Genomic DNA, 14,989 nt, shown 5'->3' on the forward strand with positions numbered 1-14,989 from the left:
CCCATGGCCATCGTGCTCGGTGAGAACCAGTACGGGAAGGCGGAGGTCCGCGTCGTGCGCGTCGACCGTGACGACGCGGCACACCGGATCACCGATCTCAACGTCAGCGTGGCGCTGTCCGGCGACATGGCCGACACGCACCTGACCGGTGCCAACGACAAGGTGCTCGCCACCGACACCCAGAAGAACACCGTGTTCGCCTTCGCCCGCGACGGCATCGGCGACATCGAGACCTACGGCCTGCGCCTGGCCAGGCACTTCGTCGAGTCCCAGCCCAGCATCCACCGGGCGCGGATCAGCGTCGAGCAGTACCCGTGGAACCGGCAGGGCCACCACTCGTTCGCCCGATCCGGCGAGGGCACCCGCACCGCCACGATCACCTTCGACGGTGAACAGGCCACAGTGGACGGTGGGCTGACCGATCTCACGGTGCTGAACTCCACCGGCTCGGAGTTCTGGGGCTTCCCCCGCGACCGCTACACGACGCTGGAGGAGACCACCGACCGCATCCTGGCCACCGCGGTGTCCGCGACCTGGCGGTTCTCCCGCGCCGAGGGCGTCGACTGGGAGAAGGCCTACCACACGGCGCGGGCGTCGCTGCTGGACGCCTTCGCCGACACGCACAGCCTGTCCCTGCAGCAGACGCTGTACGCCATGGGCAGCAGGGTGCTGGAGAACGTCCCGGACATCACCGAGGTACGCCTCTCGCTGCCGAACAAGCACCACTTCCTGGCCGACCTGGCCCCGTTCGGCCTGGACAACCCCGGTGAGGTGTTCCACGCCGCCGACCGCCCCTACGGCCTGATCGAAGGCACCGTCCGCCGCGACGGCGCGTAAGGAGTCCACTGTGGAGTTCCTGCGACCAGCGACGCTCGCCGAAGCTCTCGCGGCCAAGGCCGCGCATCCCGACGCCGTTCCCATCGCCGGTGGCACCGACGTGATGGTCGAGCTCAATTTCGACCACCGCCGCCCCACCGCGCTGCTCGACCTCGGCCGGGTGGCCGAGCTGCACGAGCACACGGCCGACGGCGGCCGGATCCGGATCGGCGCGGCCGTCCCCTACGCCCGGATCATCACCGAGCTGGGCACGAAACTGCCCGGCCTGGCGATGGCCGCCCGCACGGTCGGCTCACCGCAGATCCGCAACCGCGGCAGCGTCGGCGGCAACCTCGGCGCGGCCTCCCCGGCGGGCGACTCGCACCCGCCGCTGCTCGCGGCGGACGCCGACGTGGAGATCGCGTCGGCGACCGGAGCACGCACGGTACCGGCGCGGGAGTTCTACCTGGGGGTCAAGCGCAACGTCCTCGCCCCCGACGAGCTGATCACCGCCGTGCACGTCGCACCGGCGAGCGGGCCGCAGCAGTTCAGCAAGATCGGCACCCGCAACGCGATGGTGATCGCCGTGTGCGCGTTCGGCCTGGCATTGCACCCGGACCGGCAGCGGGTCGGCACCGGTGTCGGGTCGGCGGCGCCCACCCCGCGCCGGGCAGGCGCGGCCGAGGAGTTCCTCGCCGGTGAGCTGACCGACCGGGGACTGTGGGAGTCGCCGAGACCGCTGGAGGATTCCGTACTGCGCCGCTTCGGCACGCTGGTCGCCGAGGCCGCGGCACCGATCGACGACGTGCGCGGCAGCGCGGACTACCGCAGGCACGCCCTGTCGGTGATGGCCCGGCGGACACTGCGCTGGGCATGGGACGACTACCGGGAAGGGAGCTGGCCGCGATGCGCGTGAACCTCACGGTCAACGGGGACCGGCGGCACGCCGACGACGTGTGGGAGGGCGAGAGCCTGCTGTACGTGCTGCGCGAACGCCTCGGGCTGCCCGGCTCGAAGAATGCCTGCGAGCAGGGCGAGTGCGGGTCGTGCACGGTCTACCTCGACGGCGTCCCGGCGTGTGCCTGCCTGGTCGCCGCCGGGCAGGCCGAGGGCCGCGAGGTCCGCACCGTCGAGGGCCTGGCCGACGGTGACACGCTGGACCCGGTACAGGAGGCGTTCGTCGAGTGCGGCGCCGTCCAATGTGGATTCTGCACACCGGGGCTGCTCGTCGCCGCACACGACCTGATCGAACGTGACCCCGACCCCGGCGACGCCGAGATCCGCGAGGCACTGGCCGGGAACCTGTGCCGCTGCACCGGATACGAGAAGATCATGGACGCCGTTCGCCTGGCCGCCGCCCGGAAGGCGGCGTCATGAGCGCCCCGGCACGGTCCCCGCAGGACCTGACCGACACCGTCAGCGGCGGCATCGGCGAGAGCCCGCTGCGCCCCGACGGCACGCTCAAGGTGCGCGGCGAGTTCGCCTACTCCTCGGACCTGTGGCACGAGAACATGTTGTGGGGCGCGACCCTGCGCAGCCCGCATCCGCACGCCCGCATCGTCCGGCTCGACGTCTCCCCCGCGCTGGCCCGCCCCGGCGTGTACGCCGTGCTGACCCACTCCGACGTGCCGGGTGACAACGTCTACGGCCTGAAGTACCAGGACACCCCGGTGCTGGCCGAGGACCGGGTGCGCTACCAGGGCGAGCCGGTCGCGATCATCGCCGCCGACCACCCGGAGACCGCCCGGCAGGCGCTCAAGGACGTCGTCGTCGAGTACGAGGTGCTCGAACCGGTCACCGACGCCGAGCGGGCAGCACACGACGACACGCTGCCCAAGCTGCACGAGGGCGGCAACCTGGTGCGCTACCAGCGAATCCTGCGGGGCGACCCGGACGCGACCGCGGACGTCGTGGTCACCGGCACCTACGAGATCGGCATGCAGGACCAGGCGTTCCTCGGGCCGGAGTCCGGGTTGGCGGTGCCGGCCGAGGACGGCGGGGTCGACCTGTACCTGGCGACGCAGTGGCTGCACGTCGACCAGCGGCAGACCGCGAAGGCGCTGGGCCTGCCGCTGGAGAAGGTGCGGCTGACCCTGTCCGGTGTCGGCGGCGCGTTCGGCGGCCGCGAGGACCTGTCCATGCAGATCCACTCGTGCATGCTCGCGCTGCGCACCGGCAGGCCGGTGAAGATGGTCTACAACCGCGAGGAGTCGTTCTTCGGCCACGTGCACCGGCACCCGGCGAAGATGTACTACGAGCACGGCGCCACCCGGGATGGCGACCTGGTCTACGTCCGGGCGAAGCTGTACTTCGACGGCGGTGCCTACGCGTCCAAGACCCCGGTGGTGGTCGGCAACGGCACCACGCTGGGCGTCGGGCCGTACAACGTGCCCAACGCCCGCATCGAGGGCTGGGGCGTCTACACGAACAACCCCACCTGCGGCGCCATGCGTGGCCTCGGCGCGGTGCAACCGACGTACGCCTACGAGTCGCAAATGGACAAACTGGCCGCCGCGCTCGGCATGGACCCGGCCGAGCTGCGCATCCGCAACGCGATGAGCGAGGGCTCGGTCAACGTCACCGGGCAGGTGATCGACTTCCCGGCGCCGGTCGCCGAGCTGGTCCGCCGGGTACGGGACATGCCGCTGCCGCCGGAGAACCGCACGGCACCGGCCGACATCCGCGAGCTGCCCGGCGGGGCGTCCAACACCACCCACGGCGAGGGCGTGGTCCGCGGCGTCGGCTACGGCGTGACCATCAAGAACATCTCCTACGCCGAGGGTCTCGACGACTACTCGACGGCACGGGTACGCCTGCAGGTCATCGGCGGCGAGCCGGTGGCCATGGTGCACACCGCCGCCGCGGAGGTCGGGCAGGGCCTGGTCACGCTGCAGCAGCAGATCGCCCGCACCGAGCTGGGTGTTCCCAGGGTCAGCGTGCATCCGGCGGACACCAGCGTCGGCGACGCCGGCTCCAGTTCGGCCTCCCGGCAGACCTACGTCACCGGCGGCGCCGTCCGCAACGCCTGCCGCGCCGTCGCCGACGAGGTGTACGCACTGGCCGCACGCCGCCTCGGCCGCTCCGCGGACGGGCTGACGCTGGCCGGCGGGAAGGTCGTCGCGGCCGACGGCGAGGTCGTCGCCGAGCTGGCAGACCTACTCGGCGACGAGGTGATCGAGCGGACCCGCGAGTACCACCACCGGCAGACCCACCCGCTGGACCCGGAGACCGGGCAGGGCGACGCCCACGTCCAGTACGGCTTCTCCGCGCACCGCGCGGTGGTCGACGTCGACGTCGAACTGGGCCTGGTGAAGGTGGTCCAGCTCGACTGCGCGCAGGACGTCGGCAAGGCGATGAACCCGGACGCCGTCGTCGCGCAGATCCACGGCGGCTCGGCCCAGGGCCTGGGCCTGGCGGTGATGGAGGAGATCCAGGTCGCCGACGGCAAGGTACGCAACCCGTCGTTCACCGACTACCTCATCCCGACGATCCTCGACATGCCGCCGATGCGCGTCGACATCCTGGAGGAAGCCGACCCGCACGCGCCCTACGGGGTGCGCGGCGTCGGCGAACCGCCGACGATCTCGGCCACCCCGGCCATCGCCAACGCCATCCGCGCGGCCACCGGGCTGGAACTGCCCCGCGTGCCGATCCGACCGGAACACATCACCGGAACCTGAACGGAGAACCATGACCACCGCACCGGAGTTCACCCTCGAACACGCCTGGCTGACCGAGGCCGTGCTGCTGGCGACCCGCAACGTCGCCGACGGCGGCGGGCCGTTCGGCGCCCTGATCGCCCGGGGCGACCGGATCGTGGCCACCGGCGTCAACCGGGTCACCCCGACGCTCGACCCGACCGCGCACGCCGAGGTGGTCGCCATTCGCGCGGCGTGCCAGGAACTGGGCACGTTCAAGCTGGACGGCTGTGTGCTCGTGTCGTCCTGCGAGCCGTGCCCGATGTGCCTGTCCTCGGCGCTGTGGGCCCGGGTCGACCGGGTGATCTACGCGGCCGACCGCGACGACGCCGCCAAGGCGGGCTTCGACGACCGCGCGTTCTACGAACTGTTCGAACGCCCCCGCGACACCTGGGACCTACCGGTCAGCAGGCTGTCCGCGACCGACGGCTTCACGCCGTTCCAGGCCTGGCTCGACCAGCCGGACCGCATCGAATACTGAGCTTCTCCCCTTTTTGGTGCTGACCGGAGCACCAGAAAAAACCCAATCGTCCCCCTCGGAAAGCCAGGCGTGAAAAACCTGGCTTACCCGAGCACACCCACCGGCAAGGGCAGGACGCATGACCCAGCTGCAGGAACCCGAAACCGACACCCCGGGCAGGAAATCGTTCCTCGACCGGTTCTTCGCCATCAGCGCACGGCAGTCGACCGTTTCCCGAGAACTGCGGGGCGGCGTCACCACGTTCGTGGCGATGGCCTACATCGTGTTGCTGAATCCGCTCATCCTCGGCGCGTCGGCCGACATCACCGGCGCCAAGCTGAGCACCGCCCAGCTCACCACTGCCACCGCGCTGTCGGCCGCGGTGATGACCGTCCTCATGGGACTGGTCGGCAACGCGCCGCTCGCCATGGCCGCGGGGCTGGGCATCAACGGCATCGTCGCGTTCCAGATGGCGCCGACGATGACCTGGGCCCAGGCGTTCGGCCTGGTCGTGCTGGAGGGCCTGTGCATCGTGCTGATGGCCGTCAGCGGAATCCGGGAACGCATCATCAACGCCATCCCGGCCCCGCTGAAGACGGCGATCACCGTCGGCATCGGCCTCTACCTCGCGCTGGTCGGGCTGGTCAGCGCCGGCTTCGTGACCCGGACGCCGGACGCGGCCAACTCGACCGTGCCGGTCCGCCTCGGCGTCGACGGGCACCTGGACGGCTGGCCGATCGTGGTGTTCTGCTTCGCGCTGTTGCTGATGGTGGTGCTCGTCGTGCGGAAGGTCGCCGGCGCGGTGCTGATCAGCATCGCCGCGGCGACCGTGCTCGCGGTGGTCCTGCACGACGGGTTCGGGCTCGGCGAGTGGGGGCTGACGGAGCCGACGTTGCCGTCGAACCTGTTCGCCGCACCGGACTTCGGCTTGCTCGGCGAGGTCGACCTGTTCGGCGGCTTCGTCTCGGCCGGCGCGCTGACCGCGACGATCTTCCTGTTCACGCTGGTGCTGTCCGGGTTCTTCGACGCGATGGGCGCGATCACCAGCGTGTCCGCCGAGGCCGGGCTGACCCGGGACGGGAAGGTACCCGGCATGGGCCGGATCCTGCTGGTCGACGGCGTGGGCGCGGTGGCCGGCGGGGTCACCGGGTCGTCGCCGAACACGGTGTTCCTGGAGTCGGCGGCCGGGGTCGGCGAGGGCGCCCGGACCGGGCTGTCCAGTGTGGTCACCGGCGGGCTGTTCGCCGTGACGCTGCTGTTCACGCCCCTCGCCGGGGTGGTGCCCGCGCAGGCGGCGGCACCGGCACTGGTGGTGATCGGCGGGATGATGATGGCGCAGTGCCGCAACATCCCGTGGCAGGAACCGGACTACACGATCCCGGTGTTCCTGACCGCGGCGCTGATCCCGTTCACCTACTCCATCACCAACGGTGTGGGTGCCGGGCTGATCAGCTTCGTGCTCATCAAGATCTGCAAGGGCCAGTGGCGGCAGGCCGGCTGGCTGCTGACCGTGCTGGCGCTGGTGTTCACCGCGTACTTCGGCATCAACGCCATCACCACCCTGTTCAGTTAGGGAGAAACCGATGAGGGACATCGCGACCGACCTCGTGGCGTGGGCCGCCGCCGGGGAGACGTTCGCCGTGGCGACCGTGGTCGCCGTGCGCGGCAGCGCGCCGAGGGAGCCCGGTGCCGCGCTCGCGGTGCGGGCCGACGGCACCGCGCTGGGCAGCGTCTCCGGTGGCTGCGTGGAGGGCGCGGTGTACGAGCTGGCACGGCAGGTGATCGCCGGCGGCCGTCCGGCGCGGCAGCGGTACGGCTTCACCTCCGACGACCCGTTCGCCGTGGGACTCACCTGCGGCGGCGAGCTGGAGGTGTTCGTCCAGCCGGTGTCGGCGGACCGCGACCCCGGACTGGTCGCGGCACTGGCCACCGGCGAACCGGTCGCGCTGGCCAGGGTGGTCGACGACTCGGCGCTGGCCGGGCGGTCGGTCGCGGTGTTCGCCGACCGGCACGTCGGCACCGTCGGGGCGGGGCTGGACGAGCTGATCGTGGCCGAGGCCCGCGCCATGCTGGAGCAGGGCCGGACCGGCTCCCGGGTGCTCGGCTGCGCGCCGGGGGCCGAGGTCCTCGTCGAGTCGTGGGTGCGGCCACCACGCATGCTGGTGTTCGGCGCGGTGGACTTCGCCGCGGCCGTGGCCGGTGCGGGCCGGTTCCTCGGCTACCACGTCGTGGTGTGCGACGCGCGGGCCACGTTCGCCACGCGGCAGCGGTTCCCGGCCGCGGACGAGGTCGTGGTGGACTGGCCGCACCGCTACCTGGCCCGCACCCCGACCGATTCACGCACGGTCGTCTGCGTGCTCACCCACGACCCGAAGTTCGACGTCCCGGTGCTCACCGAGGCACTGCGCAGGGACGTCGCGTACGTCGGCGCGCTGGGGTCCCGGCGCACGCACGCCGACCGGCTCGGCCGGCTGCGTGCTGCCGGGCTGGGCGAGGCCGAGCTGGCCCGGCTGCGCTCCCCCATCGGCCTCGACCTCGGTGCCCGCACCCCCGAGGAGACGGCCCTGTCCATCGCCGCCGAGATCGTCGCCGTGAACCGGGGCGGCACCGGGCTGCCGCTGGCGGCAACCGACGGCCCCATCCACCGCGAACCGGCGCTGAGCGTCCACTAAGGAGGGTTTCATGCCACTGGTCTTCCTCAACGGCGGGGCGATGCGTGGGGAACCACTGCATCACCTGCTCGACGGCGCACCACTGGTCGCCGCCACCACGACCGCCGCGAAGTACCGCTTCTACTCCGTCGGCGGGCAGTGCCCCGCGCTGTACCCGGTCGCACACGGCGGCGCCGCGATCGCCGGCGAGGTCTACGACATCCCGCTGGACACGCTGCGCGACCGGGTGCTGCCCGCGGAACCGCCTGAGCTGGAGCTGGGGGTGATCGAGCTGGCCGACGGTGGCTCGGCGTTCGCCATGCTGCTACGCAGGCCGTACGTCTCGCACGTCCAGTTGCTCGACATCACCGACGTCGGCGACTGGCGTGCCTACCGGACCGGGAGGGCCGCATGACCCGCTTCGACATCAACCTGTCCATCCTGTTCACCGAGCTGCCGCTGCTGGAACGCCCGGACGCGGCGAAGGCCGCCGGGTTCGACGCCGTCGAGTTCTGGTGGCCGTTCGACAGCGCCACCCCGGCCGACGCCGAGGTGGACCGGTTCGTCCGCGCCGTGCGCGACGCCGGGGTCCGGCTCGCCGGACTGAACTTCGCCGGGGGCGACCTGCCCGGCGGCGACCGCGGGCTGGTGTCCTGGCCCGCCCGGTCGGCCGAGTTCCGGGAGAACATCCCGGTCGCCGTCGGCATCGCCGAACAGCTCGGCTGCACCGCGCTCAACGCGTTGTACGGCAACCGGATCGACGGCGTCGACGCGTCCGAACAGGACGTAATCGGCGCGGAGAACCTCGCGCTGGCCGCGAAGGCCGCGGAGGCGATCGGCGCGGTGGTGCTGGTCGAGCCGGTCAGCGGGATCGCCGCCTATCCCCTGCTGACGGCCGCCGACGCGCTCGCCGTCATCGACCGTGCCGGAGCCGGGAACCTGCGGCTGCTGGCCGATCTCTACCACCTCACCGTGAACGGCGACGACCTCGACGCGGTGATCAGCGAGCACACCGGCCGGATCGGTCACGTGCAAGTCGCCGACGCACCGGGCCGCGGCGAGCCGGGCACCGGAAACATCGACATCGACCGCCACCTGCGTGCCCTCGCCGCGGGCGGCTACAGCGGCTACGTCGGCCTGGAGTACAAGCCGGCAGGCCCGACGGCGGACAGCCTCGGCTGGTTCGCCACGCGGAAGGAGAAGACCTGATGACCACCATCGGATTCGTCGGCCTCGGCATCATGGGCTCGCCGATGGCCCGCAACCTCGTCACCGCGGGCTTCGAGGTGACCGGCTTCGACCTCGACGCCGGCGCCGTCGCCAGGCTGGCCGAGCACGGCGGCAAGCCTGCGGGCTCGGTGGGCGAGGCGGTCACCGGTGCCGACGTCGTCGTGACCATGCTGCCCGCCGATCCGCAGGTCGAGGCCGTCGTCCTCGGCCCGGACGGGGTGTTCGAGACGATCGAGGCAGGCACGCTGTTCGTCGACTTCAGCACGATCCGGCCGGACACCTCGCAGCGGGTCGCCCGAGCCGGTGCCGAACGGGGCGTGCGGGTGCTGGACGCGCCCGTGTCCGGCGGCGAGAAGGGCGCGATCGACGCCGTGCTGTCCATCATGGTCGGTGGCACGGCCGAGGACTTCGCCGCCGCGAAGCCGGTGTTCGACGCCGTGGGCAGGACCGCGGCGCTGGTCGGGCCGAACGGTGCCGGGCAGGTCGTCAAGGCGGCCAACCAGCTCGTGGTCGGCGGCACGTACGCGCTGGTGGCCGAGGCGATCGTGTTGATGGAGGCGTCCGGTGTGGACGCCGCGGCGGGGCTGGACATGCTCGCCGGCGGGCTCGCCGGGAGCCGGATCCTGGAGCTCAAGCGGGAGACGATGCTGGCCAGGAACTTCCGGCCGGGCTTCCGCATCGACCTGCACCACAAGGACATGGGTATCGTGCTGGACGCGGCCCGGCAGGCGGAGGTGTCGCTGCCGTTCGGCCACCAGGTGGCCGCCTACGTCCAGGCGGCGCGGTCGCAGGGGCTGGGCGATTCCGACCACTCCGCGCTGCTCGCCGTGCTCGCCCGCCAGTCCGCCCGAGAGGAGAACTGACATGGCGAAGATGCCCGCGATGGAAGCGGTCGTCGAGGTGCTCACCTCCGAGGGCGTCGACACCGCGTTCGGCTGCCCCGGTGCCGCGATCCTCCCGCTGTACAAGGCGATGGAGGTGCGCGGCGGCATCGAGCACCTGACCGTGCGGCACGAGGAGGGCGCCACCCACATGGCCGACGGCTGGGCCCGCACGACCGGCAGGGTCGGCGTCGCCATCGGCACCTCCGGCCCGGCCGGAACCAACATGATCACCGGCCTGTACACGGCGATGGCCGACTCGGTCCCGATCATCTGTATCACCGGCCAGGCCGCGTCGACCAAGCTGCACCAGGAGGCGTTCCAGGCGGTGGACATCGTCGCCGTCGCCACGCCGGTCACCAAGTGGGCAGTGCAGATCAAGGAGGCGGCTACCGCGCCGTGGATCTTCCGCGAGGCGTTCCGCATCGCCCGCTCGGGCCGTCCCGGGCCGGTGCTGATCGACATCCCGGTCGACGTCGCGCAGGAGCTGATCGAATACGACCCTGCCATCGACGCCCCGCTGCCGGTGGAGCCGGTCCGGCCGCACCAGCCCCGCGTCGAGCGGGCGCTGGACCTGCTGCTGGAGTCCGACCGGCCGCTGATCCTGGCCGGTGGCGGGGTCATCACGGCCGGCGCGTCCGCGGAGTTACGGGAGCTGGCCGAGTACCTCGGCATCCCGGTCCAGGTGACGCTGATGGGCAAGGGCGCCATCGACGAGGACCACCCGCTGTTCGCCGGCATCACCGGCGTGCAGACCTCGCAGCGCTACGGCAACGCGTCGTTCCTGGAGTCCGACACCGTGCTCGCGGTCGGTGCCCGGTTCGGCGACCGGCACACCGGGACGCTGGACGTCTACCGGGGCGAGCGCAAGTTCGTCCACGTCGACATCGAGCCGACCCAGCTGGGCAAGGTGTTCCCGCCCGACGTCGGCATCGTCTCCGACGCCCGGCTGTTCCTGCGGGCACTGCTGGACACCGCGAAGGCACGCGGCGCGGGCCGGCCCGCAGGGGCGTGGGCGGCCAGGATCGGCGAGCTGAAGGCGACGCTGGGCCGCCGCGAGGACTTCGACAGCGTGCCGATCAAGGCGCCCAGGGTGTACAAGGAGATCAACGAGATCTTCGGCCCGGACACCTACTTCGTCACCGCGATCGGGCTGTACCAGATCTGGGGCGGGCAGCACCAGAAGGCGTACAAGCCGCGCCGCTACCAGATCTGCGGCCAGGCCGGCCCGCTCGGCTGGGAGATCCCCGCCGCGATCGGCGTGCGCAAGGCGCTGGAGCGCACCGAGCCGGACGCCGAGGTGGTCGGCATCGTCGGCGACTACGGCTTCCAGTACCTGGTCGAGGAACTGGCCGTGGCCGCGCAGTACGACGTGCCGTTCGTGCTCATCATGATCAACAACGAGTACCTCGGGCTGATCCGCCAGGCGTCGCTGCCCTACGACATGAACTACCAGGTGGACATCCACTACGACGAGTTCGGCACGGACAACGTCAAGGTCATGGAGGCCTACGGCTGCTCGGGCCGCCGGGTGACCGAGCCCGGCGACATCCGCGACGCCATCGAGTGGGCCCGCAAGCAGGCCGTGGCGACCTCGCGTCCGGTGCTGGTGGAGGTCATGATCGAACGCGAGGCGAACACCCCGCACGGTCCCGCGATCGACGCCGTGCGCGAGTTCGAACCCGCCCCGTGAGGCACGTGCTGGTCGCGCCGGACAAGTTCAAGGGCTCGCTGACCGCCGCGGAGGTCGCCGCCACGGTGGCCGACGCGGTGACCCGGCGGCGCCCGGAGGTCCCGGTACGCCTCCTGCCGGTGGCCGACGGCGGCGACGGCACGGTCGACGCCGCCGTCGCCGCCGGGTTCCGCCGGGTCCGCACGCTGGTCAGCGGACCCACCGGGCAGCCGGTGCCGGCGTCGTTCGCCACCCGCGGCGGCACGGCCGTGGTGGAGCTGGCCGAGGCGTCCGGGCTGCACCGGCTGCCCGGTGGCACACCGGCGCCGCTGACGGCGACCAGCGCGGGCACCGGTGAGCTGATCGCGGCGGCGCTGCGAACCGATTGCCGCAGGCTGGTGCTCGGCGTCGGCGGCAGTGCCTGCACCGACGGCGGCGCGGGCATGCTTTCCGCGCTGGGCGCCCGGCTGCTCGACGGGGCGGGCGACGAGCTGCCGCCCGGGGGCGCCGCCCTGCGCGGCCTGGACCGGCTCGACCTGTCCGGACTGCCGTCCCGGTTGTCCGATGTGGACATCGAGCTGGCCTGCGATGTGGACAACCCGCTGCTCGGGCCGTCCGGCGCGGCCGCCGTCTACGGGCCGCAGAAGGGTGCCGGCCCGGCCGAGGTCACCGTGCTGGAGGACGGGCTGCGCCGCTGGTCGGAGGTGGCCGGGGCGGAGTACGCCGGTGTCCCGGGCGCGGGTGCCGCCGGCGGGGTCGGCTTCGCCGCGCTCGCGCTGCTGGGCGCGACCAGGCGGGACGGGATCGGGCTGCTGCTGGACCTGCTCGGGTTCGACGGCGCGCTGCGGGGCGCGCGGCTGGTCGTCACCGGGGAGGGCTCGCTCGACGAGCAGACGCTGCGCGGCAAGGCCCCGGCCGGGGTGGCCCGCGCCGCCGCCGAGGCCGGGGTGCCGGTGGCCGCGGTCGCCGGGCGCTGCCTGCTGTCCGGCGACCGGCTGCGGGAAGCCGGCATCGGGTCCGCCTACGCGCTGACCGATCTCGAACCGGACCCGGCCCGGTGCATGGCCGACGCCCGCGGCCTGCTGCACCGCCGGGTCATCCAACTGGCAGACGATCTTCTGGAGGACGCCTCGTGACCGACTTCGACCTGGTGGTCCGTAGCGACCGGGTGCTCACCCCGGACGGGGAACGGCCCGCGGCCGTCGGCGTCCGGGACGGCCGGATCGCCGCGGTCACCGCCCGCGGAGCCGCCTTGGACACCCGGCGCGACGAGGACCTCGGCGACGTCGCGTTGCTGCCCGGCCTGGTGGACACCCACGTGCACGTCAACGAACCCGGCCGCACCGAGTGGGAGGGCTTCGCCACGGCGACCGCGGCCGCGGCGGCGGGTGGCGTCACGACGCTGATCGACATGCCGCTGAACAGCCTGCCCTCCACCGTGTCCGCCGAGGCGCTGGCCGTCAAACGGGCGGCCGCCGCCGGCCGGTGCGTGATCGACGTCGGCTTCTGGGGCGGTGCGATCCCCGGCAACCTCGCCGATCTGCGCGACCTGCACGAGGCGGGGGTGTTCGGCTTCAAGTGCTTCCTGTCGCCGTCCGGTGTCGACGAGTTCCCGCCGCTGGACTGGGACGAGCTGGACGAGGTGCTGGCCGAGCTGTCGGCGTTCGACGGGCTGCTGATCGTGCACGCCGAGGACGCGGACGAGCTGGCGGCCGCGCCGCCCGCCGGTCCGTCCTACCGGGAGTTTCTCGCCTCCCGGCCGGACGCCGCCGAGGGCCGGGCCGTCGACGGCCTGCTCGCCCGCGCCGCCGCCACCGGCAACCGCGTGCACGTCCTCCACCTGTCGTCGGCCACCGCGCTGGGCGCACTCGCCGCCGCGCGGGCCGACGGTGTCCGGGTCACCGCGGAGACCTGCCCGCACTACCTGACGCTGGCCGCCGAGTCGATCGCCGACGGCGCGACCGAGTTCAAGTGCTGCCCGCCGATCCGCGGCGCGGCCAACCGGGACCGGCTGTGGGAAGGGCTGGCGGGCGGTGTCATCGACTGCGTCGTGTCCGACCACTCACCGTCCACACCGGACCTCAAACACGGCGGGTTCGGCGAGGCTTGGGGCGGGATCTCCTCGCTGCAGCTCGGGCTGCCCGCGGTGTGGACGGCGGCCGCGGACCGTGGTCACCCGCTGGCGGACGTGGTGCGCTGGATGGCGAGCGCCCCGGCGGACCTGGTCGGGTTGCGGCACAAGGGCCGTATCGCCGTCGGCGCCGATGCCGATCTGGTGGCGTTCGCCGACGGTGAGGAGTTCACCGTCGAGCCAGCCGAGCTGCGGCACCGGCACCCGCTCACCCCGTACGCCGGTGCCCGCCTGCGTGGCGTGGTGCGGCGGACGTGGCTGCGGGGCCGCGAGTCCGACGGCGAACCGGCGGGCAGGCTGTTGCACAGGAAGGAATCCCGATGACCGACGACCTCACCACGCTGCCCGACCTCGCGTCCCGCCCGCACGGCGGATCGGTCATGGCGGCCAGCGACGAGTTCTTCGCCGACAAGGAAAACCTGATCAAGGCCGAGCCGCCGGTGTTCCGGCCGCACACGTTCACGCCGAAGGGTCAGGAGTACGACGGCTGGGAGACCCGGCGCCGGTTCGGGCGCACCGGCGGGAACGACTGGGTGCTGCTGCGGCTGGGCGCGCCCGGCGTCGTCCGCGCGGTCGACGTCGACACGTCGTACTTCCTCGGCAACTACCCCGAGCAGGTCCGCATCGAGGCGACCGGGGTCGAGGGTTATCCGGGCGTCGGGGAGCTGGACGCGGCGGAGTGGTTCGAGCTGCTCGCGCCGAGCAAGCTCACCGGTGGCGGGCACAACGTGTTCACCGTGACCGACCCGCGCCGGGTGACCCACCTGCGACTGCACATCCTGCCCGACGGCGGGGTGGCGCGGCTGCGGGTGCACGGGGAGGTCGTGCCCGATCCCCGTGACCTGGCCGGGCTGCCGTTCGACCTGGCCGCGACGGTGAACGGCGGCAGGGTCACCTCGTGCAGCGACAGCTTCTTCTCCCCGCCGGCGAACATGCTGCAGCCGGGTGAGTCGCGGTTCATGGCCGACGGCTGGGAGACCGCCCGGCGCCGGGACAGCGGTCACGACTGGGCCGTGGTGGCGCTGGCGTGCGCGGCCGTGCCGTCGGTCGCCGAGATCGCCACGACCCACTACCGCGGCAACCCGCCGGACCGGGTGGCGCTCTACGGTCTCGACGAGGCCGGGGCGTGGTTCCCCCTGCTGCCGCAGACGCGGGTGCAGGCCGACACGACGCACCGGTTCCGCATCCCGGCGACGCGGGCGGTCACCCACGTGCGGCTGGAGAACCATCCCGACGGCGGCATCGGCCGGTTCCGGCTCTACGGCGAGCCGACCCCGGCCGCCCGCGAAGCCCTGACCCGCCGCTGGTTCGACGCGCTACCCGAACCGCAGGCGCGCGACGTGCTCGCCGCGGCCGGGCCGGACGGCCTGCTGCCGTGAGGGGGGTCCCCACGGCGTCTTGCGCCAGGGCCCCGGCAAAGTCCGGGGTTGGTGACCGTGCACGAAGGTGG

General features: G+C 72.5%; 14 protein-coding genes. All 14 read left to right on the forward strand.

Going from position 1 to position 14,989, the window contains the following annotated elements; genetic code table 11:
- Positions 1-3: 3 nt before the first annotated feature.
- Entirely contained in the window at positions 4-837 is an 834-nt protein-coding gene (pucL, locus tag EWH70_RS12455) for a factor-independent urate hydroxylase (RefSeq protein ID WP_130475475.1), read from the forward strand.
- Positions 838-847: 10 nt separating this feature from the next.
- Positions 848-1,732, forward strand: a complete 885-nt coding sequence (locus EWH70_RS12460) for an FAD binding domain-containing protein (RefSeq protein ID WP_130475476.1) — start codon at positions 848-850, stop codon at positions 1,730-1,732.
- Positions 1,723-2,193, forward strand: coding sequence for a (2Fe-2S)-binding protein (locus EWH70_RS12465; RefSeq protein WP_130475477.1), 471 nt, complete (start codon positions 1,723-1,725; stop codon positions 2,191-2,193). The genes EWH70_RS12460 and EWH70_RS12465 overlap by 10 nt, the downstream gene beginning before the upstream one ends.
- On the forward strand, positions 2,190-4,496 hold the full coding sequence (gene pucD / locus EWH70_RS12470) for a xanthine dehydrogenase subunit D (RefSeq protein ID WP_130475478.1): 2,307 nt from the start codon (positions 2,190-2,192) through the stop codon (positions 4,494-4,496). Before EWH70_RS12465 ends, pucD begins: the two co-directional genes overlap by 4 nt.
- A 10-nt stretch (positions 4,497-4,506) precedes the next feature.
- Positions 4,507-4,995, forward strand: a complete 489-nt coding sequence (locus tag EWH70_RS12475) for a nucleoside deaminase (protein ID WP_130475479.1) — start codon at positions 4,507-4,509, stop codon at positions 4,993-4,995.
- Between the two features lie 118 nt (positions 4,996-5,113).
- Entirely contained in the window at positions 5,114-6,547 is a 1,434-nt protein-coding gene (locus EWH70_RS12480; RefSeq protein ID WP_130475480.1) for an NCS2 family permease, read from the forward strand.
- Positions 6,548-6,557: 10 nt separating this feature from the next.
- Positions 6,558-7,646, forward strand: a complete 1,089-nt coding sequence (locus EWH70_RS12485) for an XdhC family protein (RefSeq protein WP_130475481.1) — start codon at positions 6,558-6,560, stop codon at positions 7,644-7,646.
- A 10-nt stretch (positions 7,647-7,656) separates the two neighbouring features.
- Positions 7,657-8,040 (forward strand): allophanate hydrolase-related protein, encoded by a 384-nt coding sequence (locus tag EWH70_RS12490; RefSeq protein ID WP_130475482.1) that lies wholly within the window; start codon positions 7,657-7,659, stop codon positions 8,038-8,040.
- A complete protein-coding gene (locus tag EWH70_RS12495) occupies positions 8,037-8,834 on the forward strand; it encodes a hydroxypyruvate isomerase family protein (RefSeq protein ID WP_130475483.1) in 798 nt (265 codons plus the stop codon). Before EWH70_RS12490 ends, EWH70_RS12495 begins: the two co-directional genes overlap by 4 nt.
- Positions 8,834-9,718 (forward strand): 2-hydroxy-3-oxopropionate reductase, encoded by an 885-nt coding sequence (locus EWH70_RS12500; protein ID WP_130475484.1) that lies wholly within the window; start codon positions 8,834-8,836, stop codon positions 9,716-9,718. The genes EWH70_RS12495 and EWH70_RS12500 overlap by 1 nt, the downstream gene beginning before the upstream one ends.
- A 1-nt stretch (position 9,719) precedes the next feature.
- Positions 9,720-11,429, forward strand: coding sequence for a glyoxylate carboligase (gene gcl, locus EWH70_RS12505; protein WP_130475485.1), 1,710 nt, complete (start codon positions 9,720-9,722; stop codon positions 11,427-11,429).
- Positions 11,426-12,544, forward strand: a complete 1,119-nt coding sequence (locus tag EWH70_RS12510) for a glycerate kinase (protein ID WP_130475486.1) — start codon at positions 11,426-11,428, stop codon at positions 12,542-12,544. Before gcl ends, EWH70_RS12510 begins: the two co-directional genes overlap by 4 nt.
- Complete coding sequence (gene allB / locus EWH70_RS12515; RefSeq protein ID WP_130475487.1) at positions 12,541-13,863, forward strand: allantoinase AllB; 1,323 nt, start codon at positions 12,541-12,543, stop codon at positions 13,861-13,863. Before EWH70_RS12510 ends, allB begins: the two co-directional genes overlap by 4 nt.
- Positions 13,860-14,918: an allantoicase gene (alc, locus tag EWH70_RS12520; protein WP_130475488.1), complete on the forward strand. Its 1,059-nt coding sequence runs from the start codon at positions 13,860-13,862 to the stop codon at positions 14,916-14,918. Before allB ends, alc begins: the two co-directional genes overlap by 4 nt.
- The last annotated feature ends 71 nt before the right edge of the window (positions 14,919-14,989 follow it).

The organism is Amycolatopsis suaedae (genome assembly GCF_004214935.1).
Lineage (GTDB): Bacteria > Actinomycetota > Actinomycetes > Mycobacteriales > Pseudonocardiaceae > Amycolatopsis > Amycolatopsis suaedae.

Excerpts from the sequence above, each read along its gene's own strand:
- pucL (WP_130475475.1), top strand. The coding sequence starts at position 4 with ATGGCCATCGTGCTCGGTGAGAACCAGTACGGGAAGGCGGAGGTCCGC.
- EWH70_RS12465 (WP_130475477.1), top strand. The coding sequence starts at position 1,723 with ATGCGCGTGAACCTCACGGTCAACGGGGACCGGCGGCACGCCGACGAC.
- pucD (WP_130475478.1), top strand. The coding sequence starts at position 2,190 with ATGAGCGCCCCGGCACGGTCCCCGCAGGACCTGACCGACACCGTCAGC.
- EWH70_RS12475 (WP_130475479.1), top strand. The coding sequence starts at position 4,507 with ATGACCACCGCACCGGAGTTCACCCTCGAACACGCCTGGCTGACCGAG.
- EWH70_RS12480 (WP_130475480.1), top strand. The coding sequence starts at position 5,114 with ATGACCCAGCTGCAGGAACCCGAAACCGACACCCCGGGCAGGAAATCG.
- EWH70_RS12485 (WP_130475481.1), top strand. The coding sequence starts at position 6,558 with ATGAGGGACATCGCGACCGACCTCGTGGCGTGGGCCGCCGCCGGGGAG.
- EWH70_RS12490 (WP_130475482.1), top strand. The coding sequence starts at position 7,657 with ATGCCACTGGTCTTCCTCAACGGCGGGGCGATGCGTGGGGAACCACTG.
- EWH70_RS12495 (WP_130475483.1), top strand. The coding sequence starts at position 8,037 with ATGACCCGCTTCGACATCAACCTGTCCATCCTGTTCACCGAGCTGCCG.
- EWH70_RS12500 (WP_130475484.1), top strand. The coding sequence starts at position 8,834 with ATGACCACCATCGGATTCGTCGGCCTCGGCATCATGGGCTCGCCGATG.
- gcl (WP_130475485.1), top strand. The coding sequence starts at position 9,720 with ATGGCGAAGATGCCCGCGATGGAAGCGGTCGTCGAGGTGCTCACCTCC.
- alc (WP_130475488.1), top strand. The coding sequence starts at position 13,860 with ATGACCGACGACCTCACCACGCTGCCCGACCTCGCGTCCCGCCCGCAC.